The sequence below is a fragment of the Rhizobium sp. TBD182 genome (assembly GCF_001950375.1).
Classification (GTDB): domain Bacteria; phylum Pseudomonadota; class Alphaproteobacteria; order Rhizobiales; family Rhizobiaceae; genus Agrobacterium; species Agrobacterium tumefaciens.
In genome coordinates, this window is the sequence record NZ_BDLN01000001.1 from 523,387 (window position 1) to 549,913 (window position 26,527).

General features: G+C 59.7%; 22 protein-coding genes. 8 read left to right on the forward strand and 14 right to left on the reverse strand.

Features of this window, described 5'->3' with window-relative positions; genetic code table 11:
- Positions 1 to 159 precede the first annotated feature (159 nt).
- Positions 160 to 1,011 (reverse strand): urea carboxylase-associated family protein, encoded by an 852-nt coding sequence (locus tag T18_RS02690; protein ID WP_038490844.1) that lies wholly within the window; start codon positions 1,009 to 1,011, stop codon positions 160 to 162.
- A gap of 110 nt (positions 1,012 to 1,121) precedes the next feature.
- On the opposite strand from T18_RS02690, the gene T18_RS02695 reads away from it, so the two are divergent.
- Complete coding sequence (locus T18_RS02695; RefSeq protein WP_038490841.1) at positions 1,122 to 2,012, forward strand: LysR family transcriptional regulator; 891 nt, start codon at positions 1,122 to 1,124, stop codon at positions 2,010 to 2,012.
- On the opposite strand, the gene T18_RS02700 is transcribed toward T18_RS02695, so the two are convergent.
- From T18_RS02700 to T18_RS02730, 7 genes are all read right to left on the reverse strand, one after another.
- Positions 1,991 to 2,941, reverse strand: coding sequence for a phosphatase PAP2 family protein (locus T18_RS02700; RefSeq protein ID WP_038490838.1), 951 nt, complete (start codon positions 2,939 to 2,941; stop codon positions 1,991 to 1,993). The genes T18_RS02695 and T18_RS02700 overlap by 22 nt on opposite strands.
- Before the next feature lie 70 nt (positions 2,942 to 3,011).
- Positions 3,012 to 3,356 carry an AzlD domain-containing protein gene (locus tag T18_RS02705; protein ID WP_003512818.1) on the reverse strand — a complete coding sequence of 115 codons (345 nt, stop codon included), beginning with the start codon at positions 3,354 to 3,356 and terminating at the stop codon, positions 3,012 to 3,014.
- Positions 3,353 to 4,111, reverse strand: coding sequence for an AzlC family ABC transporter permease (locus tag T18_RS02710; RefSeq protein ID WP_038490835.1), 759 nt, complete (start codon positions 4,109 to 4,111; stop codon positions 3,353 to 3,355). Before T18_RS02710 ends, T18_RS02705 begins: the two co-directional genes overlap by 4 nt.
- Before the next feature lie 158 nt (positions 4,112 to 4,269).
- The gene (gene clpA, locus T18_RS02715; RefSeq protein WP_038490831.1) at positions 4,270 to 6,786 is read right to left on the reverse strand and encodes an ATP-dependent Clp protease ATP-binding subunit ClpA; all 2,517 of its coding nucleotides are present in this window, start codon (positions 6,784 to 6,786) and stop codon (positions 4,270 to 4,272) included.
- A 10-nt stretch (positions 6,787 to 6,796) separates the two neighbouring features.
- Positions 6,797 to 7,150, reverse strand: a complete 354-nt coding sequence (gene clpS, locus T18_RS02720) for an ATP-dependent Clp protease adapter ClpS (protein WP_003512812.1) — start codon at positions 7,148 to 7,150, stop codon at positions 6,797 to 6,799.
- 293 nt (positions 7,151 to 7,443) lie between these two features.
- Positions 7,444 to 10,032 carry a cell cycle histidine kinase CckA gene (gene cckA, locus T18_RS02725; RefSeq protein ID WP_003512808.1) on the reverse strand — a complete coding sequence of 863 codons (2,589 nt, stop codon included), beginning with the start codon at positions 10,030 to 10,032 and terminating at the stop codon, positions 7,444 to 7,446.
- 165 nt (positions 10,033 to 10,197) lie between these two features.
- Complete coding sequence (locus T18_RS02730) at positions 10,198 to 10,485, reverse strand: hypothetical protein (RefSeq protein WP_038490828.1); 288 nt, start codon at positions 10,483 to 10,485, stop codon at positions 10,198 to 10,200.
- A gap of 219 nt (positions 10,486 to 10,704) precedes the next feature.
- On the opposite strand from T18_RS02730, the gene T18_RS02735 reads away from it, so the two are divergent.
- Positions 10,705 to 11,943, forward strand: coding sequence for a flagellar biosynthetic protein FliO (locus tag T18_RS02735; RefSeq protein WP_038490825.1), 1,239 nt, complete (start codon positions 10,705 to 10,707; stop codon positions 11,941 to 11,943).
- A gap of 128 nt (positions 11,944 to 12,071) precedes the next feature.
- Here the strand turns inward: T18_RS02735 and dksA are convergent, their stop codons facing one another.
- Entirely contained in the window at positions 12,072 to 12,491 is a 420-nt protein-coding gene (gene dksA / locus T18_RS02740; protein WP_003512796.1) for an RNA polymerase-binding protein DksA, read from the reverse strand.
- Positions 12,492 to 12,759: 268 nt separating this feature from the next.
- Here dksA and T18_RS02745 point away from each other — a divergent pair, with 268 nt between their 5' ends.
- The 4 genes from T18_RS02745 to T18_RS02760 all read left to right on the forward strand — a co-directional run bounded on the left by T18_RS02745 (position 12,760) and on the right by T18_RS02760 (position 16,645).
- Entirely contained in the window at positions 12,760 to 13,269 is a 510-nt protein-coding gene (locus T18_RS02745; protein WP_038490822.1) for a SixA phosphatase family protein, read from the forward strand.
- 131 nt (positions 13,270 to 13,400) lie between these two features.
- Positions 13,401 to 14,879 carry a YcjX family protein gene (locus tag T18_RS02750; RefSeq protein ID WP_038490819.1) on the forward strand — a complete coding sequence of 493 codons (1,479 nt, stop codon included), beginning with the start codon at positions 13,401 to 13,403 and terminating at the stop codon, positions 14,877 to 14,879.
- Complete coding sequence (locus T18_RS02755; RefSeq protein WP_038490816.1) at positions 14,876 to 15,955, forward strand: YcjF family protein; 1,080 nt, start codon at positions 14,876 to 14,878, stop codon at positions 15,953 to 15,955. Before T18_RS02750 ends, T18_RS02755 begins: the two co-directional genes overlap by 4 nt.
- 129 nt (positions 15,956 to 16,084) lie before the next feature.
- On the forward strand, positions 16,085 to 16,645 hold the full coding sequence (locus tag T18_RS02760) for a hypothetical protein (protein WP_003512790.1): 561 nt from the start codon (positions 16,085 to 16,087) through the stop codon (positions 16,643 to 16,645).
- 14 nt (positions 16,646 to 16,659) lie between these two features.
- Here the strand turns inward: T18_RS02760 and folK are convergent, their stop codons facing one another.
- From folK to folP, 3 genes are all read right to left on the reverse strand, one after another.
- A complete protein-coding gene (gene folK, locus T18_RS02765) occupies positions 16,660 to 17,196 on the reverse strand; it encodes a 2-amino-4-hydroxy-6-hydroxymethyldihydropteridine diphosphokinase (RefSeq protein ID WP_038490813.1) in 537 nt (178 codons plus the stop codon).
- Positions 17,180 to 17,545, reverse strand: a complete 366-nt coding sequence (folB, locus tag T18_RS02770; protein ID WP_003502532.1) for a dihydroneopterin aldolase — start codon at positions 17,543 to 17,545, stop codon at positions 17,180 to 17,182. The genes folK and folB overlap by 17 nt, the downstream gene beginning before the upstream one ends.
- A gap of 77 nt (positions 17,546 to 17,622) precedes the next feature.
- Positions 17,623 to 18,408, reverse strand: coding sequence for a dihydropteroate synthase (folP, locus tag T18_RS02775; protein WP_075807480.1), 786 nt, complete (start codon positions 18,406 to 18,408; stop codon positions 17,623 to 17,625).
- Between the two features lie 179 nt (positions 18,409 to 18,587).
- Between folP and T18_RS02780 the strand changes: the two genes are divergently transcribed.
- Complete coding sequence (locus T18_RS02780) at positions 18,588 to 19,214, forward strand: DUF922 domain-containing Zn-dependent protease (RefSeq protein ID WP_038490810.1); 627 nt, start codon at positions 18,588 to 18,590, stop codon at positions 19,212 to 19,214.
- Between the two features lie 308 nt (positions 19,215 to 19,522).
- Here T18_RS02780 and T18_RS02785 read toward each other — a convergent pair whose 3' ends face one another.
- Both T18_RS02785 and T18_RS02790 read right to left on the reverse strand, forming a co-directional pair.
- The gene (locus T18_RS02785; RefSeq protein WP_003512782.1) at positions 19,523 to 19,843 is read right to left on the reverse strand and encodes a 2Fe-2S iron-sulfur cluster-binding protein; all 321 of its coding nucleotides are present in this window, start codon (positions 19,841 to 19,843) and stop codon (positions 19,523 to 19,525) included.
- Between the two features lie 127 nt (positions 19,844 to 19,970).
- A complete protein-coding gene (locus T18_RS02790) occupies positions 19,971 to 20,339 on the reverse strand; it encodes an Hpt domain-containing protein (protein ID WP_003512780.1) in 369 nt (122 codons plus the stop codon).
- 479 nt (positions 20,340 to 20,818) lie between these two features.
- Here T18_RS02790 and T18_RS02795 point away from each other — a divergent pair.
- A partial coding sequence (locus T18_RS02795; protein ID WP_323455173.1) for a hypothetical protein occupies positions 20,819 to 26,527 on the forward strand: 5,709 nt, incomplete at its 3' end.

Sequence of the window (26,527 nt, forward strand, 5' to 3'; positions counted from 1 at the left end):
ACGCGTTTGGCAGAATGGCGGCATCCGCACACCGTCACCCCGGAGCTTATCCGGGGTGCGGCGCGATAAAGTCATTGATCGCGCAATGCTCCTCTCGGCGCAGACGCGCCTTGGCTGGTTGCCGGATCTAGTCCGGCATGACGACCGTGGTGCTTATCATCATTCCACGGGACGGTAGGCATTCCTCTCCGGCCAGGGCCAGCCTTCAAGCACCGCCATATCCGGCCGGAATATCTCCACCTTCAGGGGATAGCACGGGACCGCGTCGCTCGAATGGCTGGCGCCACAATCGCCGCCGGGGCAAGCGGAGAGCGCGCCGATGAGATCAATTTCCGCGAAGAGTTCCAGATAGTCGCCCGGCCGCACGGGGCTTGCCTTCATGAAATACTGATGCGTATCGCGGGTGAAACCCGTGCACATAAAGACGTTCAGAACATCGTGTACATGCGGTTCCGCCTCGCCGAATGACAGGCCTTTGGCCGCGGCGAGCGCATTGGTGAGGTTCGAATGGCAGCAATGGTGATAGTCGCCGCCGCTCAACAGCTTGTTGGTGTAGGGATCGCACCGGGTGCCGATCACATCATGCACGCCACCGCCATCTTCATCCCAGCCATACCATGACAAAGTATCATGGGTGATGGTCGCCATCGGTCGCAGGGACGGCAGATTGCTCCACAGGCGGTTGCCTACGGAAACATGGGTCGCATGCAGGGCGCGGGTTTTGCCGCTGAAAAAGCGCTCCGTCAGATCATGGGCATTCCAGAGATTCAAATCCCCCACCTGCGGGCCTTCGGTGCTGACAATGCGGAAAAAGTGTCCCTTCGGAACATTGAAAGTGCCGCCCTCGCGCGGTGGCACGATGACTTCGTCTATCTTCACCATGGCTTTTTTAGCCTGTTCAAGACGCGCCAGGTCCGGTGTCTGAAGTGTGCCGTTCGGATAAACGACGACGGGACGGACGGCGCGGCGCGCGGTGGCATCAATGGGTTCGGCGGCGGACACGGGGGTCATGAAATCCTCGAATGGATGAAAATGTGACGCGAAATTGCGGCATGAATGGCGTGATGACAAGACGGGTTTTTCTTGCGCTCAGACCAAGTCTGACTTAGCCTCGCAGCATCATGAAACTTCCACCGCTCGCCACCCTCCGCGCGTTTGAAGCTGCGGCCAGAAGGACAAGTTTTTCCCTGGCCGCGCAGGAACTCGGCATGACGGCGACGGCCGTAAGCCAGCATGTGCGCAATCTGGAAACATGGCTCGGCGCGCCGCTTTTCGAGCGCCATGCGAGAGGCGTGAGACTGACGCCGGCGGGTCAGGAATTCGGCATGACGGTTTCGTCCGGCTTGGGGCAGATCGCTTCCGGTGCGGAACGGATCAGCCGGGGCCGCGACCGCATCACCGTTCGTCTGGCCAGCCTGCCTTCGTTGGTGGCGCATTTCCTGACACCCCGCCTGCCCCGTTTCCGCGCGCTCTATCCAGACATACAGGTGTCAATCAGCTATTCCGGCAGGAATGAGACCACGCAGCCCGATCTCAGCATCACCCACGGCCCACGCCCTGCACAAAAAGCCGTGGCGCTTTTCAGTGCCGAGACGCGCCCGACATGCGCACCCGCTTACGCCACGAAATCCGGCCCCTTCGATGATGTCGCAAGCCTGCTGCGGGCCGAATTGCTGCATGACGCCACCGAGACGGCATGGCGGGACTGGCTGGCGACTGCTGGCCTATCCCTGTTCCAGGGCACTGGCCCAATCTTTGCCGACTTCAATCTGCTCGTGACCGCTCTCAAGGCGGGACACGGCATCGGCCTTTGCCCGACAGCGCTTCTTCGCGACGAAATCGCCGACGGTCAATTGACCGTGCTTTTCGATCGGGCGGCCGATGCGGACAAATATTACTGGTTGATTGAAGCAGAAGAGATGACCGCATCAGCTCGGCTCCTGTCGGACTGGCTTGTCGATGAGGCGCGCGAGAGCGGAAACCGGGGCGATTACTCCGCCGCGATGACTTGAGTCGAAGCGGCTGTCGTCTCGTTCGCCCGTTCTCCCACCGACAGCCAATTGAGCAGGCAGGTCGAGGCAGCACAGACCATTGCAAAGGCGATGAGACCACCGAAAATATCAGAAAGATGATGACCGCCCTGAACGAGAACGGCGGGCAACATCAAGAGATTGATCGGTAAGATTACCGCCATGACCAACCAGTGACGCGGAACGAACCAGACGGACATCGCCGCCATGAAGGTGTGGAACGATGGGAAACTGATTAAACCTAAAACGTTTCGCGGAGATATATACGCTACTCCCTCCTGACCCAGCCTTATGGTCTCACGACCGTACGCAGGATCAAGTGCGATGGGAATGGTTTCCAAAACCCATTGTGGGAGTTCGTTATATGCTGCGGCTCCGTAGGTTGGAAAAAAAATCCAGAAGATGATGCTCGTAAAGGCCCCAAGCACCCCTGTTACCAGAAACTGGTGCAGCATCCGGTCCTTGCCGGTAAAGCCGAGAATTATGATTATTGCCAAAAGCTGTGGCAACGACGTCGCGTAGACCAGAAACAGGATTTTCCCGATCCATGGGTATGTTGCAGCCCATATGACGATGCCTGTCCAGCTATAACCGAAGGCCGCGTCCACGCGGAAAAGCAGGTGATCGATTGCCCGGAAAGAGACGGGCAGAAACATGTAGTTAAAGACGGACGCGACAAGCGTAAACAGAATGAACAGTCCACCAGAAATCAGAGCGGCGGCTATGCGCAGATCGCGGCCGCTTGTGCGATAGAACTGACCGAGGAGAAAAATGCCGGCACCCGCGAGTCCGCATAAAAAATATCCGGCGTAATCGACATTAATACCTTTGGCAAAGATCAATACTGTATCTGTTAAGAACAAGATGGCGACAAAGCCAAGTACAAAACGTTCTGCCGCAAATAGTCGCATTGAATTGACGCCCCGGTTCAAGCCAGCAGTAAACTAGAGTAGAGCGCTTAATATTCGGATAAGACGAGTACTAAAAACCGAGCACAAACAACCCGGCTGCCAAAAGTGCGATGGGCACAGCTACGCCGACAATGACACGCTGGCCGGCGGCCAGGAACGCTGTGAAACCGAGTGCTGCCGCGCCGATGCGTAGCCATAGCGGTGAAGCTTCAAGCGTTCCGGTTGGAAAGACGATCAGCTTGGCGGTGACGGCCATCACGAGCGCGGTGGCGACTGCCCTCACCCAGTATAGCGCCTCGGAATCCTCCTTCAGCCGGTTGCCGGCGAGCACGCCGAGCCAGCGCCAGAGATCGGTCGCCAGCCAGCCGGCAATGGCGATGAAGAGATAGGGCGCCCACCACTGTTCGGTCATCATGGTTCGCTCTCCGGTGAGACGGGAATGATCTTTCGACGAAAGACAAAACGGTCGATCAGATAAGCCACCGTGCCGCCACCGATCCCGGCATAGAGAATGTCGAATTCCGGCGCGATTACCGCAAAGACCGGCCCCGCGATCACACCGATGATGAAGGCGACCTTGACGACGGAATGGCGGGCGGTCGCCCAGATCGACGCTATGAAATAGACAGGCGTCAGAAAAAACAGCACGCCTGCGACAAGCGGTGGAAAAGCCGCGACGACGCCGTAACAAAGGCCGACAATGATAGCGTTGACGAGGGTAAGGGTAATGCCGAAACCGGCAAACCACGCAGCCCGTGCTTCGCGCGGTATCTTGGAAAGATTTTGCGTGGCGAAGACCCAGGCGGTGATCGCCACGAAGTGGGAGAGGAACAACAAAATCCATGTCGGCGTTTTTGCGCCACGCATCTCCGGAACGATGGAGGCAACCATGGGCATCATTCGCACCGATGACAGCGTCACCGCCAGAAAACACGCGGCAAGATTGGCGCCGCCGACCATCGAGCCGATCAGGATCATCTTGGCCGGCAAAGCCCAGATAACCAGCGTCATAAACACCGCTTCCCCACGTTGAACGCCCGATTCCAGCGCGAAGGCGCTGAAACCGACGAAGGATGTCATGAGAATGAGCGAGGGCAGCGAGAATATGCCCCGCATTCCCCTGAAAAACCAGCCGCGCAGGGGGATGGTATCGCTGTCTGCTGATTGCATTGCTGGTCCACTAATGCATGTCGTCCGAAAGTGCGCAGCGGTTTCGGAATGACGAGAAAAATAAAGCGCGTTTCACGAATCCGGTAAAATGCGACGCGCTTCAGGCATGAAAATGCCGGGCTTTCGCCCGGCACCGTTTGTCGGTCGGAAGACCGTTATCATTTCTTCTTCGGCACCTTCGGAACCGTATTCGCCTTGCGGCGCGGCTTGCTATCCTCGTCGGGCTTGCTGGCCTCGGCAACCAGAACATCCGCTTCCTCATTGGCAATCGCTGCCTTCGAGGCGGACTTCGCCTTGGCCTTAGACGCCTTGCCCGGAGACTTGGCAGCATTGAGCTCTGCTTCCGGCTTCGGCTTTACCGGCGCTGTTTCCGGCAGAACCTCGAGCTTGAGGCCGTCGGAACCATCATCCTTCTTGCCGACGGTGACGCTGACGACACCGCCCTTCTTGAGCTTGCCAAAGAGGATTTCGTTGGCGAGCGGCTTCTTGATGTGTTCCTGGATCACGCGCGACAGCGGGCGAGCGCCCATCTTTTCGTCGTAACCCTTTTCCGCCAGCCAGGAGATCGCGTCTTCGTGCAGATCGAAGGTGACATTCCGCTCGGAGAGCTGCGTCTCGAGCTGCATGACGAACTTCTGTACCACCTTGTGGATAACGGCAGTCGGCAGCGGCGAGAACGGAATGATCGCATCCAGACGGTTGCGGAATTCCGGTGTGAACAGGCGATTGATGGCCTCTTCATCCTCGCCCGTGCGTCGCGAAGAACCGAAACCGATGGCCGATTTCGCCATTTCGGAAGCACCCGCATTGGTCGTCATGATGAGGATGACGTTGCGGAAGTCGATCTTCTTGCCGTTATGGTCGGTCAGCGAGCCATGGTCCATCACCTGCAACAGGATGTTGTAGATATCCGGATGGGCCTTCTCGATCTCGTCCAGCAACACCACGGAATGCGGATGCTGATCGACGCCATCGGTCAAGAGACCGCCCTGGTCGAAGCCGACATAACCGGGAGGTGCACCGAGCAGACGCGAAACGGTATGGCGCTCCATATATTCCGACATGTCGAACCGCAGCATCTCGACACCGAGCGAGGCGGCGAGCTGCTTGGCCACTTCGGTCTTGCCCACGCCGGTCGGGCCGGAGAAGACATATGAGCCGATCGGCTTGTTCGGTTCGCGCAGACCGGCGCGTGCCAGCTTGATGGCGGTGGCCAGCGCCTCGATGGCGATGTCCTGACCATAAACGACCGAGCGCAGTTCCTTTTCGAGGTTGGCGAGAACCATCTCGTCATCCTTGGAAACGGTCTTCGGCGGAATGCGGGCCATCGTCGCGATGGTTGCTTCGATTTCCCGTTCCGTGATCAGCTTGCGACGCTTGGACGCCGGCAGCAACATCTGCGCCGCACCGGTTTCGTCGATTACGTCGATCGCCTTGTCCGGCAGCTTGCGGTCGGAAATGTAGCGGGCCGACAATTCGACAGCAGCCTTGATCGCTTCGTTGGAATATCTGAGGTGATGATAATCCTCGAAGTAGGGCTTCAGGCCCTTCATGATCGCGATAGCATCATCGATCGACGGCTCGTTGACGTCGATCTTCTGGAAGCGACGCACCAGCGCGCGGTCCTTCTCGAAGAACTGGCGATATTCCTTGTATGTGGTCGAACCGATGCAGCGGATCGCGCCAGACGACAGCGCCGGCTTCAACAGGTTCGATGCATCCATTGCGCCGCCGGAGGTCGCACCCGCACCGATGACGGTGTGGATTTCGTCGATGAACAGAACTGCGCCGGGATATTCCTCGAGCTCCTTGACGACCTGCTTCAGGCGTTCCTCAAAATCACCACGATAGCGGGTTCCGGCCAGAAGCGTGCCCATGTCGAGCGAGAAGATCGTATCGTTGGCCAGCGCTTCAGGCACCTTGCCTTCAACGATACGCTTGGCCAAACCTTCGGCGATCGCCGTCTTGCCCACGCCCGGATCGCCCACATACAGCGGGTTGTTCTTGGAGCGGCGGCAGAGGATCTGGATGGTGCGGTTGACTTCCTCATGACGGCCGATCAACGGGTCGATCTTGCCGTTTTTCGCCTTTTCATTGAGGTTGACGCAATAGGCCTTCAGCGCATCCTGCTGTTTCTTGGCGGATGAGCCTTCTTCCTCGGGATTGCTGCGTGCAGCCTTGGGGTCGGCCTCCGGCTCGTCTGCGCCACGAGGAGCGCGGGTCTGCGACGTGCCCGGACGTTTGCCGATGCCGTGGGAGATATAATTGACCGCATCGTAACGGGTCATTTCCTGCTCCTGCAGGAAATAGGCAGCGTGGCTTTCGCGCTCGGCGAAAATGGCCACAAGCACGTTCGCTCCGGTCACTTCCTCGCGACCGGACGACTGAACATGAATGACAGCCCGCTGGATAACCCGCTGGAAGCCGGATGTGGGCTTGGAATCCTCGTCATAACCGGTCACGAGGTTGGTCAGTTCGTTGTCGACATAATCGCTGACAGTCTTGCGCAGCGCATCGAGATCGACATTACAGGCGCCCATCACGGCAGCGGCATCCGCGTCGTCGATCAGCGCCAGAAGGAGATGTTCCAGCGTCGCATATTCGTGGTGACGCTCATTTGCAAAGGTCAGTGCCTGGTGCAGCGCCTTCTCGAGACTTGGGGAAAAAGTTGGCACGTTGCGATCCTCATTTCTTTTCCATGACGCATTGCAGCGGATGCTGGTGCTGTCGGGCGAAATCCATGACCTGGCTTACTTTCGTCTCTGCGACCTCATATGTAAACACCCCACATTCTCCTACGCCGTGCTGGTGCACGTGCAGCATTATGCGGGTCGCCGCTTCGCGATCCTTCTGGAAAAAACGCTCCAGAATATGAATGACGAACTCCATTGGAGTGTAATCGTCATTCAGTAAAAGAACACGGTACAAATTCGGTCTTTTCGTCTTTGGCTTGACGCGGGTTATAACGGACGTTCCGCGGTTCGTACCGCCGTCTTCCCCGTCGCCCTCGCCCTGCATGTAGATCGGCTCAGCGATCATCTTTCATCATTCTCCAAACCGTTCTCAAACCGGCAGTCATCACCAGGAGGGAGAACTTCGCCTCTACATATCTAGGTCGTTAAGATCGGATTTTAAGCCCCCTGTGAAACGGTGCAATCACTATTGCGTTTGCGAAGAGGCAAACCTTGGGAAAAACAGGGGTCTTGCAACAGCACTGCTGGAAAGCGCGGTGCTATCCGGCTTTCCTGACGTGGTTTCAGCCTTGACGCCAAGCGCCTGCAAGGGAATCGCGAGCAACAGCGGACCTAATCTCACGCCCGCGCCATCCACCGTCATTCCTTGTTGTCGAGCATTTCGCGAACGGCGATCGCCAGCTGTTTCAGCGAGAAGGGTTTTGGCAGGAAGCCGAACTTGGCATCCGCCGGAAGGTTTTTCGCAAACGCGTCCTCGGCATAACCAGAAACGAAGATGAATTTCAGGTCGGGATAGGATTTGCGCAATTCCCTCAGGAGTGAAGGACCGTCCATCTCCGGCATGACGACGTCGGACACGACGATATCGACCTTGCCTTCCAGCTCTTCCATCACCTCCAGCGCCTCGACACCCGAACCCGCCTCATGAACGGTGTAACCACGGGTTTCCAGCATGCGCTTGCCGCCGCGCCGCACTGCCTCCTCGTCCTCCACCAGAAGCACGACGGCGGAGTTGCCGGTCAGATCCAGCGGCTCTTCCTTCACCGGTTCGGGCAGAGCCACAGGGGCGAGTGCCGCTTCACCCGGCTGCTGGCCCGGAACGTGCACCACTTCCACCACGTGGCGCGGCAAATAGATGCGGAACGCAGTGCCTTTGCCCACTTCCGATTCGGGATAGATGTAACCGCCGGACTGCTTGACGATGCCATAGACCATCGACAGGCCGAGACCGGTGCCCTTGCCGACATCCTTGGTGGTGAAGAACGGCTCGAAGATTTTGTCCATGATCTCCGGCGGAATGCCGGTTCCGTTATCGGCGACTTCCACCATGACCATGTCTTCCGCCGGGACTTCCGGCCGACCGAGCGCTGCGGCTTCATCCGCATCCACATTGCGCGTGCGGATGGTGATCTTGCCGCCATCGGGCATGGCATCACGCGCGTTGACGCAAAGATTGATCAGCACCTGCTCAAATTGCGACAGGTCGGTCTTCACCGGCCAGAGATCGCGGCCGTAATCCACTTCCAACTTGACATTCGTGCCGGAAATCAACCGGTCTACCAGCATGCGCAGGTCGCCGATAACGTCGGTCAGGTTGAGGATGGCCGGGCGCATCGTCTGTTTGCGCGAGAAAGCGAGAAGCTGTCGCACTAGCACCGCCGCGCGGTTGGCGTTGCGCTTGATCTCCATCAGGTCGGCGAAGCTCGGGTCTGCGGGCCGGGCCTGCAACAGCAGATGGTCTGATGACAACAGGATCGCAGTCAGCACATTGTTGAAATCGTGGGCGATGCCGCCTGCCAGCGTGCCGACGGCGTTCATCTTCTGCGTCTGCGCCATCTGGGTTTCGAGCGCCTTCTGCTCCGTCACTTCGATCGCATAAACGATTGCCACCTCTTCGGGCGCCTCGTCGTCCTGATCGATGACGGCATTGACGTAGAAACGGAAATGGCGGCCCTCGTCGCTCGGATGGCGGGAATCGAACGGGGCGATATCGCCCTGCCGGTCCTTTGCCTCGGCCAGCGCCTGCTCAAGCCTGGGTTTCTCATTGTCGTGGATGATAGCTTCGAGGGCAACGCCGCGATCGATATCGTCACGCCCGACGACGCCGGAGAACAGCTTGAGGAATGGCGCGTTGATACGAAGAATGCGGCCTTCGCCGTCGAGCGAGGCAATGGCCATCGGCGTATTGTTGAAGAAACGCGTGAAGCGCATGGCGGACGAGGATTCCGTATCCTCCTGCCCTTTCGGACGCATCAGAACAATCGTCCGGCTTTCGCCGGGCGCGCCGTCTTTCGAGGTAACCTGATGCACGAGGCGGGCAGGCATGCTCTGGCCGTTGACCCGGCGCATGTCGAGATCGAGAATCTCGGTGCGCTTGGCTGAACCCTGCGGATGGACGGATTCGATCAGCGCCATACCCTCGCCGGCGACGATGTCCGACACAGTCATCGAACCGGGCGAAAATTGCGCGAGATCGATGCCGAGCCATTCGGACAGGGTGGCGTTCAGATAAACGATCTCACCCTTGCGACCTGCGGAAAAGAAACCGGCCGGCGCATGGTCGAGATAGTCGATGGCGTTCTGCAATTCGCGGAAGAAGCGTTCCTGATCTTCCCGCTCAGGCGTGATGTCGGCGATCTGGAAGACGTGCAGCGCCTCGCCGCCCGCATCCTTCAGCACCCGACCTTTCAGCCGGTACCAGTGCGGCCCGCCGGAAGTGGCCTCCCCGAGCGGCTTGAGCAGACGGAACTCCTCGTAACCGTCACGCCCCTCCCGCAAAACATTGATGAGGCGATAGAGCGCCTCGGTCGATTCCCGGCTGCGCGAGAGCAGCGTCTCCAGGCTCTGAATATCGCTCGCCTTCGTGGTGCCGCTCATCCGGCAATAGGTGGCGTTGGCGTAGACCATATGCCCCTTGGCATCGGTGATCAGCGTGCCGTCCGGGTGCGCCGACAGGAAACGGCGGGCCAGCCCGTCCGATTGCGACTGCGGCATGACCTCGATGAAACCGATGATCGACGACACCAGAAAAAAGATACCCATCATCGCCAGCACGCCGAGAATGCCGAGCACGATTTCGTTTTCCAGCGAATCCTTGAAATAGACGAAAGCAGCGGCGGCGGCGATGAGCACCAGCGCCAGCAGCAGAATCCGCAGAACCGTGCCGGAACGGGCACGCCTGTCCACCAGCGGAAGGTCGTTGTCGCTTGTCTCGCGCACCCGTGTCATCTTGGCCTCGCAGTCCTGCAGGTCGTCATTCGGTCAGCCCTATTTCCTCAACGGAATCGGGCAGTAGAATTTCTTGTAGCAACTCGCTTGACCGTCAAAAAGCTCCGCTGCACCACAAAGGCTTAAAATCGCACAGAGAAACGGCCCTAAAGAGGCGCAAATGCCTCAGAAGCCTATTTTGCGGCTGCAGGTCAGCGCTTTAACCTGGCATTGAATGCGCGGCGCGGAGCAGACGATATTGCCATCCGCAACCGCGCAAACCGAGCATCCATCCGTGAAATCGATACAGGATGGATTGTCTCTTACGAACTCAATCATGTTCGCAGGATTTTCGGACGCCTTGTCATCCGCCGTCTCGGCCTGAGCGGGAAAAACAGATCCCGGCAACCCAAATAAAACAACAAAAATGAAAACTCTTACCGGAAACCCGTCAACCAGCAATTTCGCAAGCATTTACAATCGCTCCTTCGAAGAGAGAATTGCAACCTTCATTGCTCCCCGGCATTGAAGGGAAAGATATGACACTTTGGTGGCGCCCGGCCAGCCGATGAGACGATCCTGGGGACGAAATGAATAAACCTTGTATCACGCTTAAAAAAATCGTCTTTTCCTGCTTGACGTTCACATTATAAGAACCACGGCAATATTAATTGCACGAAAAAATCTGAAGGGATGATCTCCATGATGGAAGATTTTATCGGCACCTATGGAAACAATCTCATCGTCGCCGTCGTCGGTGTCGGTCTAGCCCTGCTTGTTCTGGCAATTGTTCTCTGGATACTGCGCAGGCGCGGCGGGGCGGCCCCGTTTATCCGTGGCGGTCGCAACCGGCAGCCGCGCTTGCAGGTTCTCGATGCGACGGCGGTGGACGCCCGGCGCCGTCTGGTGCTGGTGCGCCGCGACAATGTCGAGCATCTTGTCATGATCGGCGGTCCAACCGATATCGTCATCGAGAGTGGTATCGGCGCGATCCCAATCGTCAGGGAAGTGCGCGAACCGCAGGAAGCGGAACTCAAGGCGCTGCCGCGTCAGGACAGCGAACCTAAAAGGGCTGAACCGCCGATCCCTCGCGAAAGCCGCCCAGCTTTGCCACAGCAGCCAATCGCAGCGGCATCTCCAGCCTCCTTGCCGGAAGAGCCCGTAAAGCAGCCGCAGCGGCCGGACCCGCCCGCCCCGGCTGCTCGTCCAGCACCCACCCCTGCACCGGCCGCATCGCTGCCACCACGTCCGTCTACGCCGCCGCAACCGGTATCCACGCCCATGACGGCACGCGAGCCCGTTGCACCGATAAGACCTGTCGCCCCGGAAAGGGATACTACCCGTCCTGCGCCACCACCGGCATCGGTCATTGCGGCACCGGCCGCCGCTGTTCTGCCTCTCGCCGCCGCATCGCTCGACATGCCCGCCGAGCGACCGGAACAGCGTCGCCCTGATCCCTTCGCGCCGGCTCCTCTACCCTCGGCGCCGCCCGCACCGCCTGTCCAGGCAACGGCTCCTGAAGAACGGCCGACGGTCGTTGCCCCGCCGGTTTTTGCCGCGCGCGAACCGGTCATCGACCAAACGAATGCCGCAGATTTTCTGGATGCCGCGCGCGAGCGCGTTCTACCCGGGCTGAAACCGGGGCAAGATGCGCCTGCGCCCTTTGCGCCAAAGCCCGAAAATCCGCCCGTCGTCTCCGCTAACGCCGAGCCGAAATTTTCCGATGACCTTGCCAGCGATTTCGAAAGCTTTCTTGAGGCGGAGATCGCCAAGAGCAAGGATGCGGATAGCGAACAGGCAGTCGCCGCTGCTGCGGAAAAGCCAAAAACCGAACCCGTCTCGCCGCCTGTTACCGGTGCAACGCCGGATGGCGACATGCAGAAGGAAATGGCGCGTATTTTCGGCGAACTTTCCGTTACCCGCGACCGCTGACAGGTTCACATCTGTCGGCAGACAGACATTCAAAACAAAAAAAGGGCGCGGAAACAAATCCGTGCCCTTTGTCATTTTGGTTTTGTTCATTGGCCGGCTCGCCGAAGCGCCCGGAGCAACGCTGCGCCTTATTCGTCGCGGTAGACTTTTTCACGACGCTCGTGACGTTCCTGCGCCTCGATGGACAGGGTCGCTATCGGTCGTGCGTCGAGGCGCTTGAGGCCAATAGGCTCACCCGTTTCTTCACAGTAACCGTAAGTGCCGTCATCAATCCGCTGAAGGGCAGAGTCGATCTTGGAGATCAACTTGCGCTGGCGGTCACGGGCGCGAAGTTCGATCGCCCGGTCAGTTTCCGAAGATGCCCGATCGGCTAGGTCGGGATGGTTGGCGCTTTCTTCGGCGAGATGTCCGAGGGTCTCGCGCGCTTCTCTCAGGATGTCGTTTCTCCAGGCCACCAGCTTCGCGCGGAAGTAGGCACGCTGGTTTGCATTCATGAACTCGTCGTCTTCCGAGAGCACATATTTGCTAAGATCGATCTTCTCACTCAACGCGATTCTCCTCGAAGAACATCTCAATGCGGCGGTGTATACTCCAATGATATAGGCTGATTCAAGTCTACAGATCAGTTTTCAGGCATTTTTAAAACTGACACAAAAATCATCTAAATGACTAATTTTTATCCTTTATTCGTATTCAAGCGATCTCTTCTTAAATCACTTAAACGCGACTTACCAACAGGAAAGAGGACTTGCGGTCATGCAACCCTATCCTGTAGCATTCCTCCATTGCCTCCCATTCGAACGTCGGTCCCCGCCCTTGACAGCATCTTCTCCGAGCCGAGTGTATCTTTTGCGCCACGCCAAGGCCGCCTGGGCGGCACCGGGAGAACGCGATTTCGACCGGGGATTGAACGAGGCCGGTTTTGCCGAGGCGGAGATCATCGCCGACCTTGCCGCCGACCGGCGCTACCGCCCGGACATGCTCTTGTCCTCCACGGCCACGCGCTGCCGACAGACCACGCAGGCCTGGCAGCGGGCCTTCAACGAGGGCATCGACATCGTCTATATCGACGAAATGTACAATGCGCGCAGCGAAACCTATCTTTCTCTCATCGCCGCGCAAACGGACGCACAGTCCGTGATGCTGGTCGGGCACAACCCCACAAGGGAGGCGACGCTGGAGGCGATGATAGGCGAGGACCTGCTGCATGCCGCCCTGCCCTCCGGTTTTCCGACATCCGGTCTTGCGGTTCTCGATCACGACGACAGTGCCGGGAATGGTAAAAATCGCTGGCGGCTGGTCGATTTTCTCTCGCCCGGCAAATAGCCGCAGCAGCGTGCGACCAATGCGTTGCCGAAGCCGGACTCGTTGAAAATCCATTGGCGCGCTTCTTTTTTGGGCAATCGTCCCTTCCTATATTGCAGCTGTGACCGTGAAAAATAGCTGGGAAACTGCCATTGCCGCCTTCTCTTACGTCCCTGACAGACAGTGCGCTCATTGCATTCGACAATCTGGCCGACCGTGCGAGCACCCTTACAAATCCGACATTGCGGCTTGGCGTCACCGGTCTTTCGCGGGCGGGCAAGACGGTTTTCATCTCCTCGCTCGTCCACAATCTTCTGAATGGCGGTCGTCTGCCGCTGTTTGAGGCCATGCGTTCCGGGCGCGTCTCGAATGTGCGTCTGGAGCCGCAACCGGACGATGCCATTCCCCGGTTTCAGTATGAGGACCATATTCAAGCTCTGGTACGCGACAGGCTCTGGCCGGATTCGACACGGGCAATCTCTGAACTGCGGATCACGCTCGACTACCAGAGCGCCAGCGGTTGGGGCCGTTGGTTTTCCGCAGGTAAGCTCTCCATCGATATCGTCGATTATCCCGGCGAATGGCTGCTCGACCTGCCGCTGCTTTCGCAGGACTACAAGAGCTTCAGCGACAGTACCGTCGCGCTGGCGCAAAATGGCATCCGCGCCGAACTCGCGCAGGAGTGGTTGGCAATAGCCTCCTCGCTCGACATCAATGCGCCCGCCGACGAGATAACGGCGCGACGCCTCGCGGAAAGCTTCGCCGCCTATCTGAAGGCCTGCAAATCCGACGAGCGGTCGCTCTCCACCTTGCCGCCTGGCCGTCTGCTGATGCCGGGGGATCTCGAAGGATCACCGGCGCTGACCTTTGCGCCCCTGCCGGGCCTGACAGACGACAAGGCACCAAAGGGGTCGCTGCGCGCCATGATGGAGCGGCGCTACGACGCCTACAAGGCAATCGTGGTAAAACCCTTCTTCCGCGAACATTTCGCCCGCCTCGACCGGCAGATCGTGCTGATCGACACTCTTCAGGCGGTCAATCGCGGCCCGGAGGCGGTGCAGGATCTGGAACGGGCGCTGGGCGATGTTCTCGCCTGTTTCCGCCCTGGCACCAACAGTCTTTTGTCATCGCTGCTGGGCCGGCGCATCGACAAGGTGTTGATTGCCGCTACCAAGGCCGACCACCTGCATCATGAAAGCCACGACCGGCTGGAACGGCTAACCCGCCGTCTGGTGGACCGCGCCATCACCACCATCGGCATGAATGGTGCCGGTATCGAGGTCATGGCACTGGCTTCGGTGCGCGCTACGCGGGAAGCAAGCGTGAGACAGGACGGCCACGAGCTTCCGGTCATCGTCGGCACACCGATGGCGGGTGAAACCATCAACGGCGAGATATTTGACGGCAACCGTAAAACGGCGATCTTTCCCGGCGACCTGCCCGAAGACCCGGAGCCGCTTTTCCGCAGCATCGACAGGGATGGCGACAAGGCGACGTTGCCGGACGTCAATGTCGTGCGTTTCCGCCCCCCCAATATCGATGAACCGGGCAGCGGCGGCATCCGGCTTTCCGTTCCCCACATAAGGCTCGACCGCGCCATGCAGTTCCTGTTTGGAGACAAGCTCGCATGAAGGCTCCCACACCAAACGATCCGCAGGCACGCCGCCCGGCGGCTTTCACGCTCGAAACCGAAGAAACGGCAAGCGCAACCGTCGCGCAAAAACGCGCACCGCGCAGCTTCGACACCGAGATTTCCCTGACGCCCGATGAGGATGATCCATTTTTAGCACCTGAAGAGACGGATGCCGCCGCATTGCCGGTGGCCGTGCCGAAGAAAAGCCGCTTCTCCTTCGGCAAGCTCGCGCTTGGTGCACTCGGCGTGCTGTTCTCGCTGGCCTTCGGGCTCTGGGCGGATCAGCTTATCCGCAATCTCTTTTCCCGCTCCGACTGGCTGGGTTACACGGCGAGCATTGCGCTCCTTGTTGCGCTTTTTGCCGTCCTCGTTCTGGTCGGACGAGAAGTGTTCGGCATCATGCGGCTCAACGCCGTCCAATCGCTGAAAGCCGATGCGGAGACGGCCAGCCTCGACAAGAGCCCGAAACCCGCCCGCGCCATCGTTACCCGCCTCAATGCAGTTCTCTCCCACCGCGCCGAAACGGCCAAGGGGCGCGCCGCACTCAAGGACACCGAAAACGACGTGATCGACGGGCCGCATCTGATCGAGCTTGCCGAACGCGAATTGCTGGTGCCGCTCGACCGGCAGGCCCGCGCGCTGATCCTCAACTCCTCCAAACGCGTCTCCGTCGTTACCGCCGTCAGCCCACGCGCCGTGGTCGATCTCGCCTATGTGCTGTTCGAGGTCACAAGGCTGGTGCGCGCCATGGCGGAACTTTACGGCGGCCGGCCGGGCACGCTCGGCATGCTCAGGCTTTTGCGTGACGTCGTCGCCCATCTCGCGGTCACAGGTTCGATCGCCGTCGGTGATGGGCTTGCCCAGCAGGTTCTCGGTCACGGGCTTGCCTCAAAACTCTCCGCACGCCTGGGTGAAGGTGTCATAAACGGTCTGATGACGGCACGAATCGGCATTGCGGCGATGGATCTGTGCCGCCCGCTACCCTTCAAGGCGGTAAAGCGACCCGGCATAGGTGATTTCATGTCTGACCTCACGCCCGATCTTGGTGGCGGAAAAACCGGTCAAAAAGCCTGATCAGCCGGACTTGTACGGCTCAAAAGGTTACGGACGAAGCTGTAAATAAAGCCGAAATAAACCAAGCATTAACCATTCCGCCGGTAGATTGCCGCTTATCGAACAGGCTTCTTCGCCGGGGAAAGTATCATGTATTCGCGCTTCTTTTCGCTTGTGGGCGGACTTGCCGCCATATTGTCCGTCAGCGGCAGCTTTGGCCTGTCTGACGTCCATGCCGCATCGCGCGATCGCGACGACGTGTTTTTCCGTTCCGTTGCCGGAAGCTGGAAAGGTCCGGGCGAAATCGTCGCCGGCAAGTACAAGGGCACCAAGTTCACCTGCGACCTGACGGGCGAGCCGCTCGACGACAAGCAGACGGGCATCAAGCTCGCCGGCACCTGCCGCGTCGGCGTCTTCAGCCAGCCCATGTCCGCGGTCATCAGCCAGAAGGGCGGCTCTTACGAGGGCAAGTTCCTCGACGGCGCCGAAGGCAAGGGACTGGACATCATTTCCGGGCAGGTCAGCGGTGACAAGGTCGTTGTGGGCATCAATCGCGCCAAGCTCAACGGTGCCATGGTCGCCCGCGTCTCGAACGACAATTCGATGAACATCACCATTTCCGTCAAGGTCGCCGACCAGATGATCCCGGTTATCGGCGTCACACTCGCGCGCGACATCGATCAGATCGCCGTCGGTTCGATCAAGCCGTAAAACCCGCGACCTTTTCAGCCATCGCCAAGCGGGAGTGTCCACCACTCCCGTTTTTCGTTTGCGCTGATGATGCCGGTTTTATCCGCCTGCCGCAGCCATTCCCGCACGGGCTTGCCCCGGACATCGAGATCGGGTGCGATATCGGCTAGCGGCATCAGCACGAAGGCACGATCCGTCATGCGCGGATGCGGCACTTCAATGCTTTCCGTAACGACAACTTCATTACCATAGGTCAGCACGTCGATATCGATGGTGCGTGGCCCCCAGCGCTCCGTTCTGACCCGTTTCATGCCCTTTTCGATATCGAGGCACAATTGCAGCAGCGCGGGTGCTGAAAGCGAGGTTTCGACCAGCGCACAGCAATTGAAAAAATCCGCCTGGTCCGTCTTACCCCAGGGCGGCGTGCGATAAAGCCCGGAGACAGACAGCACCCGGCAATCGCCGTGCGCATCCAGTTCGCGCAAGGCTCTGGCCATTGCAGCCGCAGGGTCACCGATATTCCCGCCAAGGCCTAGTGCGGCAACTGTTATCCTGTCAGGCACGGTGTTCAACACTCACCTGCGCATAGTCGAGAATGCCGGGAACCGGCGCAGAGGGCTTGCGAACCGTGATACGCAGCCAGACAATCTGCGGATAACGCGCGCGCAGGGCCTTGGCGATATCGTTGGCGAGGGCCTCGATCAGGTAGCGACGCTGGCCGACGACGATCTTTTCGATAACGGCGAAGGCGACGCCATAATCGACGGTATTTTCGATATCGTCGGTTTCGAGCGCGTCACCCGCTTCAACCTCCATCTCGGCATCGACGAAAAAGCGCTGGCCCAGCACCTCCTCCTGCTCGAGAAGGCCATGACGGGCGAAAAAGGAACAGTTTTTCAGAATAATGGTGTAGCGGCTCATCGCATCGCCTCCATGGCGGGGTTATACCGGAATAGCCGGCCTCTTTTAAGGCATGCGGCACTCCGGCATCTATTGATCTATGCATCGGGCCTTGCCGACGCTTTGGCAAGAACCGCGTCGGCAATTGCCAAAGCGTCGCGTGTTACGGCGACATTGTGCACGCGAAAAATCGCGGCACCCGCCAGCCTGAGGATCACTGTCGTCGCTGCTGTTCCGATATCGCGTTCTTGGGCCGCATCCCTGCCCGTCAGCGACCCGATGAACCGCTTGCGCGACGTCCCGGCCAGAACAGGCAGGTCAAACGCGGCAAGTTCGCCAAAGCGCGCCATCAGCTCGACATTTTCACGCTCGTCCTTGGCAAAACCGAAACCGGGATCGAGCACGATGGCGTCGCGGGCGATTCCCGCAGCTTCCGCCATCTCAAGCGAACGATTGAGGAATTCGAACTGATCCTCGATAACATCGGCGCGCTTCTGCCTGTCGCGCCCGGTATGCATGATGCAGACGCCCGCGCGCGCGGCGGCAACCACACCCGCCATGTTCCCGTCCTTCTGCAGGCCGAAAACATCGTTGACGATATGGGCGCCCGCCTCGATCGCCAGCCTTGCCGTGGACGCGCGGTAGGTGTCGACGGAAATCAGGACATCCGTCTCGCGACGGAGCCGTTCGATAACCGGCAGCACGCGATCCTGTTCCTCACCCTCGGTCACCTCGGCCGCGCCCGGGCGGGTGGATTCGCCGCCGACATCGATGATATCCGCCCCCTCCTCGACACAGGTCAGGGCATGGGAAAAAGCCGCATCAACGGCAAGATAACGGCCGCCATCCGAAAAGGAATCGGGCGTCGCATTGACGATGGCCATAATACGGCCACGTCCATCAAGTTTCAGGGAGCGACCATGGGCCGCTTGCCACACATTGCTGCCGGCTGTTATCACGTAACACGCGCCTTTCGGGAATAACGGAGTGTTATGCCAATTCTTATAAGTTTCGCTCCGCCTATGCAGCAAACGTTTTTCAAGTTCAACCGGAAGGCCGGGTTATGACCATATCTTCACGTGCTCTTTGCGCCGTTTTCGCAGGCGCATTAGCCTTTTCCATGCCCGGATCGGCCTTTTCCGAAACCATCGTCAGCAAGACCTATTCCTATTTTTCGATCAGCGGTAAAACCGCCGCTGACCTCGACAAGCAGCTTTCCAAGCATGGCCCGCTGACGCGCAACACCGGCGCACGCCATCCCGGTGCCACCGAGATCAAATTCGGCGGCGAACTCACCTATGTCGAGAAAAACGGCATGTGCAGCGTTGGGAGCACTAAGGTGTTGCTGAACACCCGTATTCTCCTGCCGCAATGGAAAAACCGCCGCCGCACCACGGCGGAACTGGCCTTCATCTGGGATACGTTGCTTGCAGATATCAAGCGCCACGAGGAACGGCACGCGGAAATCGCCCGCACCCATGCCCGCTCGCTCGAAAGGCAACTGACGGCGCTTCGTCCGCAAAAAGACTGTGAAACGCTACAGGCAATGGTCGGCAAGATCACCCAGACCGTCATGGACGAGCACGACAAGGATCAGTTGAGGTTCGATATCGTGGAATCGAAAAACTTCGACGCGCGCATGACCCGGCTTTTGAAGAACCGGATTGAACAGGGCCAGAACCGGCGCTGAGCCGCCTTTCCGCCCATACTCCCCTGGACGCGAAACGCAACGCTAACATCACGTTACGTCATGTTCGATATCACCCGTGACTTCTCGTCATGGTGCGGTCGACGAGACTCATTGTAGCTTGTTCACATGGTTTTTAACGGTGGTGATCCGCAGGGGTCCGGCGTTCAAAACCACCTCCGGTTCTCCCGGTGCGCACTTGAGGCTCGCAGGTGTTTCCTCCCTCGCTTGCATGCTGCGTACCCGCCTCGCCCCGCTCCCCGCTAACAGGTGAGCGGGGCTTTTTCTGTGGCATATAATGCGGCTTGCCGTCAGCCCTGACGTTCGGGAACGTGAACGACTAGGCCGTCAAGCTCGTCCTTCATCTTGATCTGACAGGAAAGACGCGAGGTCGGGCGTACTTCGAAGGCGAAGTCCAGCATGTCCTCTTCCATCGGCTCGGGTCCGCCGACGCGCTCCGCCCATGCGTCATCCACATAGACATGACAGGTCGCACAGGCACAGGCGCCGCCGCATTCCGCATCGATGCCAGGTATGGAGTTGCGCACGGCATTCTCCATTACGGTGGAACCGTTGCTTACGTCGAGTTCATGGGGCGTGCCGTCAAAGGCAACAATGGTCAGTTTTGTCATGCCGGAGATCCAAAATGGTGTCTAAGAACTGTTCTAAACAAACACATAGAAAGGCCGGTTCGCCTTGGCAACCCGCTTCTCGCAGGCGCCAAGGGCAACCGGCCCTGTAAAACAGACTGGATTCGCCTTAACGGCAGAGCTTGAGGATGAAATTTTCCGCTTCGACAATCGCTGCCGCAAGTCTGGCTACAGCAGCGCTATCGTTGCCCTTGTCCTCCACTGCCGCCGCCGCCGTGGAAACGGTGGAGGCACCAACCGCCTGCGCGGCCCCCTTCAGACGATGGGCAGTTGCCTTGACGGTCTTGTCGTCAGCGCCGGCCATTTCATGCAGGGCAGCACGGGCGTTACGGCTGAAGAGTTGCAGCACCTCGATTTCAAGTTCCTTGTCGCCCATCGTCTGGCGGGCGAGATGTTCGAAATCGATTGGTCTTGTCGCGGCGGCCGGCGCACCACCAAAATTATCCGGAGCTTCGAAAGCAATACTGACGGCTGCCATATCTGAAATTCCTTTGTCTCGCCGTTTCCTGTTTCGTGTCACATCTGTGTCGTATTTACGCATTGAAGCCGGTGCTATCAGCTTAAATTACGGCGTGACGCGGGCGAAAATCTTCTGCTATGGTTAATTTATGTTAAACTTATGCGAAACAAGGCGTTCAGCGTGAAACTCAGGTTTAAAAACTGTTAAAAAGCCGACACTTCGCTGCTGCGGCAAACCCGCATTAATTGTTTCGAACACCTAAATGTGTCACTACGGTACTGCCGTTCCGACGAGGCTTATGCTCAAGCTTTGTTATTCCGGCACAGTGATGTAATTTCGCCCGAAAGCTGGACCACCAGCAATTCGGGATTGGTAATGGCGGAATTGTTCTCTTTAACGGGATAATGTTCCGCTGGCATGATGGCGGCAGTCCATTTGCGGGTCGCAGATGGTCAAACGGCATGAAGCCGGGCGTATGTGTAACGAGGCGTAACCGCATGGCGAATAACAAGATCAGCGACTCTGTCGACGAGACTGCATTTCAGGCGTTGGAAGACGCCCTGCAGCTTGGTGCTTTCGAAGACAAGCCGGAATCGCGGAAGACGACAGCGCCAAAGCAGCCGGAGGCCAGATTGAAGGAAGCAAGCAGACAGACCCCTGCTCCCGAGGCCGCGCGCGCGCCAGTCGAACAGGCGCCCAGATCCCCCAATCTGGAAGCTGCCAACGACGGCTCCAAGCGCAGCCCGGCCATGATCCTGAAATCGCTCGAAGGCGGCTCCATCGGCGGCGCGCTCAGAAACGCGACAATCATGTCGGTGATCTGGGCGCTCGGCGGCCTCGGCATCGCGCATCTTATCTACGGCAGTGCACTCTGGAACATCGGCTCGGTTGCCGATCTCGCCGCAATACCTGGGCTGATGGCGATCGTCGTCGGCATCGTCGTTCCGATCATGCTGTTCTTCGCCTTCGCGATCATGATGGCGCGTGCCCGCGATCTGCGCAACGCTGCCCGGTCGATGGCAGAAGTCGCCCTTCGTCTTGCCGAACCCGAAACTGTCGCCTCCGACCGGATCATGTCCGTCGGCCAGGCGGTTCGCCGAGAAGTCTCGGCCATGAACGATGGCATCGAGCGCACCATTGCCCGCGCGACGGAACTCGAAACGCTCGTCCATTCTGAAGTCAACGCGCTTGAGCGCAGCTATGCAGACAATGAACTGCGCGTGCGCAGCCTCGTGCAGGAACTGAGCGCCGAGCGTGACGCTATCGTCAACCATGCGGAGCGTATCCGCTCCTCCATTGTAGGCGCGCAGGAACAGATCAAGGAAGAGCTTTCCATCGTCGGCGAAGAGCTTTCGATGCGGCTTTCCACCACCGGCGAGGCCTTCGCCTCGATGATCGACACACGCTCGGCCGCGCTGCTCGAAAAATCGCGCGCCTCGACCGAGGCGATGGGCAGCCTGATTGCCGCCAAGACCGAAAACCTGCTTCAGGCACTGAATTCCTCGGGCGCAACGCTGTCGAGCGAATTCGACATGCGTCTGCACAACCTCACCTCGACGCTGGACGAGCGCGGCGAAGTGCTGCTGGAACGCTTCGCGATCCACGCCTCGACGCTGGACAGCGGCGCGGAAAGCCTCAACAGCGCACTCGAGGAACGCACCCGCCAGCTCAACGAGACCCTTTCCACCCGCACGCTCGAACTCAACCGCAATATCGATCGCGGCCAGCAGATCATCGGCGGTTCGCTGGATAACGTGCTCGACAAGCTGTCCACGACGCTTGAAGAAAAAGGCCTGTCCTTCCGCCAGAGCCTGCAAAGCACGGCTGATGACGCGATCATGGATCTCGATCTTCGCTCCGGCCTCTATGAAGAACGCCTGCAGGCGACGGTCGGCCAGGTCAACTCCGCCTTCGACGAACATGTGGCGGATTTCGCCAGTGCCTTCGACCAGCGCGCCGGCAGCCTCGACAGCAAGCTGATGGAGAGCCTCGCCCGGATCAACGAAACCGTTGCTGGCGGCTCCGAAGCCCTCGACACCATGCTGACCAGCGGACTTGAGCGCATCGGCAACACCATGACCGACCAGTCGCTTGCACTTGCAACCGCACTGGGCACCGGCCAGGAAATGCTCGAAAGCGCGCTTGAGACCCGTACCCGCGCGTTCAGCGACGCAATCGGCCAGCGCACCGCTGAAATCACCGATGCCTTCGCCAATTCGCACGAGAAGATCGACGGCGTGCTGGCGGAGCGCAGCAATGCCCTGTTTGGCGCGCTTTCGGCAAGCCAGGACCGTTTCGACGAGGCGCTTGCCAGCCGTTCGCTGGCCATTACCGGCTCGGTCTCCGGCACGGCGGAACGTCTAGCCGCGATGCTTGAGGAGCGTGCAGCCGCAATCAACAGCGTCGTTGCCGATGTCGAGCGCCGTCTTTCGGAAACGCTAGAAACCCGCGCCGCCGCCATCACCGGCGCCGTTTCCGGCATCGAGGACCGCATTTCCGATACGCTGGAAAGCCGCACGGCTGCCCTGCACGACGTCGTATCCGGTGCGGAAAACCGTATTGCCGAGACGCTGGATGGCCGCACGGCCGCTCTTTCCAGCGCCATTTCCGGCGTCGAGGAACGCATCGCCGACACGATGGACAGCCGCACGCTGTCGCTCGACATGACCTTCGCCAACGTCGAGGAGAGGCTGTCGGAAACGCTCGACAACCGCACCTCCGCTCTGTCCGGCATTGTGGCAAGTGCCGAAGAGAGGATTGCGGGCGCACTCGACAGCCGCACGTCCACCTTCGGCGACGTGGTTGCCGGTGCCGAGAGCCGTATCGCGGAAACGCTTGATGGTCGCACGGCAGCACTCAACGCAGTCGTTTCGGGGGCTGAAGAACGCATTGCGGATGCACTCGACAGCCGCACCATGGCACTCGACATGGCGTTTTCCGGCGCCGAGGAGAAAATTACCGAAGCGCTCGATACCCGCACCGCCGTCCTTGGCGAATTGGTGGCCGGTGCAGAGACCCGTATCGCAGAAACGCTCGATGGCCGCACGGCGGCGCTTAACGCCGTCGTCTCCGGCGTTGAAGAACGCATTGCGGATGCACTCGACAGCCGCACCATGGCATTTGACATGGCGTTTTCCGGCGCCGAGGAAAAAATTACCGAAGCGCTCGATACCCGCACCGCCGTTCTTGGCGAATTGGTGGCCGGTGCAGAGACCCGCATTGCCAGCGCACTCGACAGCCGCACGGCTTCGCTCAAAAATGTCGTATCCGGCGCGGAAGAGCGGATCACGGACGTGCTCGACAGCCGCACCATGGCGCTCGACCTGAGCTTCTCCGGTGTCGAGGAAAAGATCGCCGACATCCTCGACGGACGCACTGCTGCGCTTCACTCGGCGGTTTCCGGGGTCGAAGATCGTATTGCCGATGCCCTGGACAGCCGCACTGCCGCCCTTTCCGGCATTGTCTCCAGTGCGGAAGAACGCATCGCGGACGCGCTCGACAGCCGCACCATGGCGCTCGACATGACGATTTCCGGCGTTGAGGAGCGTATCTCCGAGGCGATGGATGCCAGAACCGCGTCACTGTCGCTCGCGGCCGCAGGCGTCGGCCAGCGACTGGAATCGACGGCTTTCACGCTTGAAAACGCACTTGCCAGCGGCCACGAGCGGCTGGAGACCATGCTCGGTTCGCAGGCCGAACGCATTGCCGGGTCGCTTGAGCGCAATAGCGGCCTGATCGAGCAGAGCGTCTCCGGCGCGGCCAGCCGCATCGAAAGCGTCGTGGAAGACGGCAGCAGCCGTTTTGCGCAGACGGTGGAAGAAGGCGTCTCCCGCCTCGAAAACAACCTCTCGCAATCGCATGAAGACATCCGTACCGCGCTCGAGCAGCGCCAGGCGGACATCGCCGCGACGTTGAGCTCAGCCACGACCCAGATGGGCGACATGCTCTCCGAGCAGGCGATGATGATCGGCACCACCGTTGCATCCAGCGCCAGCATGCTCGAACTCTCGCTCGAAACCCAGCAGGAGACGTTGCAGAAGGCCATAGACGGCAGTGCAGCCACGCTGGAACAGCGTCTTCGCAACAGCGCCGGCGATATTGCAGTCAAGATCGGTGAGGCCGCCCGCGAAATCGGCGGTGCGACCGATGCTCTCTCCTCGCGGATCGAAACCTCGATCGGAAGCGTCACGGGCAGGCTCGACGAGACCGGCACCCGCATCGAGACTTCGCTCGGAGCGCTGCAGGAGCGTGTGTCGAGCGATCTCGGCAACGTCAACACGTCGATCGAGGATGCCGGACGTCGCTTTGCCGACGCGCTGGAAGACAAGACAGCCGCCTTCGCCCGCACCAGCGACGATGCTGCTCAACGTATCACCGGCATTCTGGACGAGCAGACGATACGGGTTGCCGACACCTTCGAAAGCCGCACCAGCCGTCTGGCGGAAACCTTCGATGCCGGTTCGGCCCGCATCGATGAACGCCTCGGCACCATGGACCGCGCGCTGACGATCGGCCTCGAAAACGTCAACCGCACCATCGAAGGCAAGGCGAGCGAACTCGCGGTCGGCCTGCGTGGGGCGGTCATTTCCGCCACCCAGAGCATCGACGAAGAAGCCGTTCGTTCCACTGCCCTGCTTGCGAAAACCGGCTCGGAATTCGCCGAACAGGTGCAGGCGCAGAACGACGCTTTCACCAAGGCGATCGAAGAACGCTCCGGCGAGATCGTCAATCGCATCTCGGATGCACAGACGCGCCTGTCCGGCCAGGCGGCAGCCGTCGCCCAGACCTTCTCCGAGGCGGGCAACATCATCGTCAACAAGGTTGCCGAGGCCGAAGCGGTCGTGCGCTCGCAGGTGGGCGTCATTTCCGAGACCCTGACCGGTGTCGAATCCGCTCTCGATGCGCGCGGCGAATCCATCCGCTCGGCGCTGGACAACCGCACTCGCGAACTCAACTCGATGCTGGCCAGCCGTTCTGCTGAACTGTCGCGCCTGATCGAAGAGAAGGCAAAGCCTGTCGTCGACGAATACGCCACCATCGGTCGCGAAGCCGCAGAAAAGATCGTCTCCGCCGCCCAGCAGAGCGCCGAACTTCTGTCGCAGAGCAACAGCGGCATGGTCGGCATGGTTGAACAGGCGATCAGCGATTATGCCAATGCCGGAAGCGAGGCAGCAAGCAAGCTTGTCGCGGCAACCCGCCAGAGCACGGACATGCTGTCGCAGACGCATACGGCCATGGCCGACGCCGTCGAAGAAGGTATCGACAAATATACCCGCACGGGAAGCGATGTGGCAAACAAGCTTGTCGCCGCCACGCGCCAGAGCACGGATATGCTGTCGCAGACCCATAACAGCATGGCCGAAATCGTCGAAAAGTCGGCAAACAACTTCAACTCTGCGGTTGAGCGCGCCGCGCAAGAATTCGGCACGGCCGACGAAGCGTTGAACGCATCGGCCACCCGCTTCTCCGAATCCGCCTCGCAGGCCGCCGACATGGTGTCCAGCTCCAGCCGTCTGCTGGAAGGAAAGATCGATCGTCTGTCGAATATTTCCGGCCAGACACTGGCGCAGGTTGCCGGCATCGTCGGACGTTTCGAGGAACATTCGAAGGTTCTGAGCCAGGCGTCCGAACTGCTCAATGCCGCGCAGTCGAGCCTTGTCGGTACGCTGGAAGAGCGTCAGGATGCACTTCGCAGCCTGTCTGTCGGACTAGTCAAGCGATCCGAGGAAATCGAAACCGCCATGCGCGGCGTCGTCAGCGTGGTGGAAACCACGCTCAACGAGGCCGAGGAGCGTTCGCAGAACGTCGCCGGCAACCTGCGTGACAATCTGCAGGCATCCTTCTCCGATATCGGCCGTTCGCTCGACGAGACGGAACAGCGCGCCCGCTCGGCAGCACAGACCATGCGGGGCGCCCTGCTCGCCGCTGGTCAGGATGCCAGCCGTTCGATCGAGAGCACGCTTTCCGACGCGCAGAAATATTCCGACGAGCTGGTCAACCGCCTGCGTGGCGGTGTCGAATCCTCGCTTTCGGAAGTCGACAACCTGCTCGGCAGTGCCTCGGAAAAATCGAATGCCGCCGCCGCCAACCTCAAGGAAACGCTGCGTCAGGCAGTTGAGGAAGCTGTCAGCCGTTTTGCCGGCGCGACGGACGAAATCCGCCGCTCCAGCCACGATATCCGCCGCGAGCTGGATGCTACCCGTGCC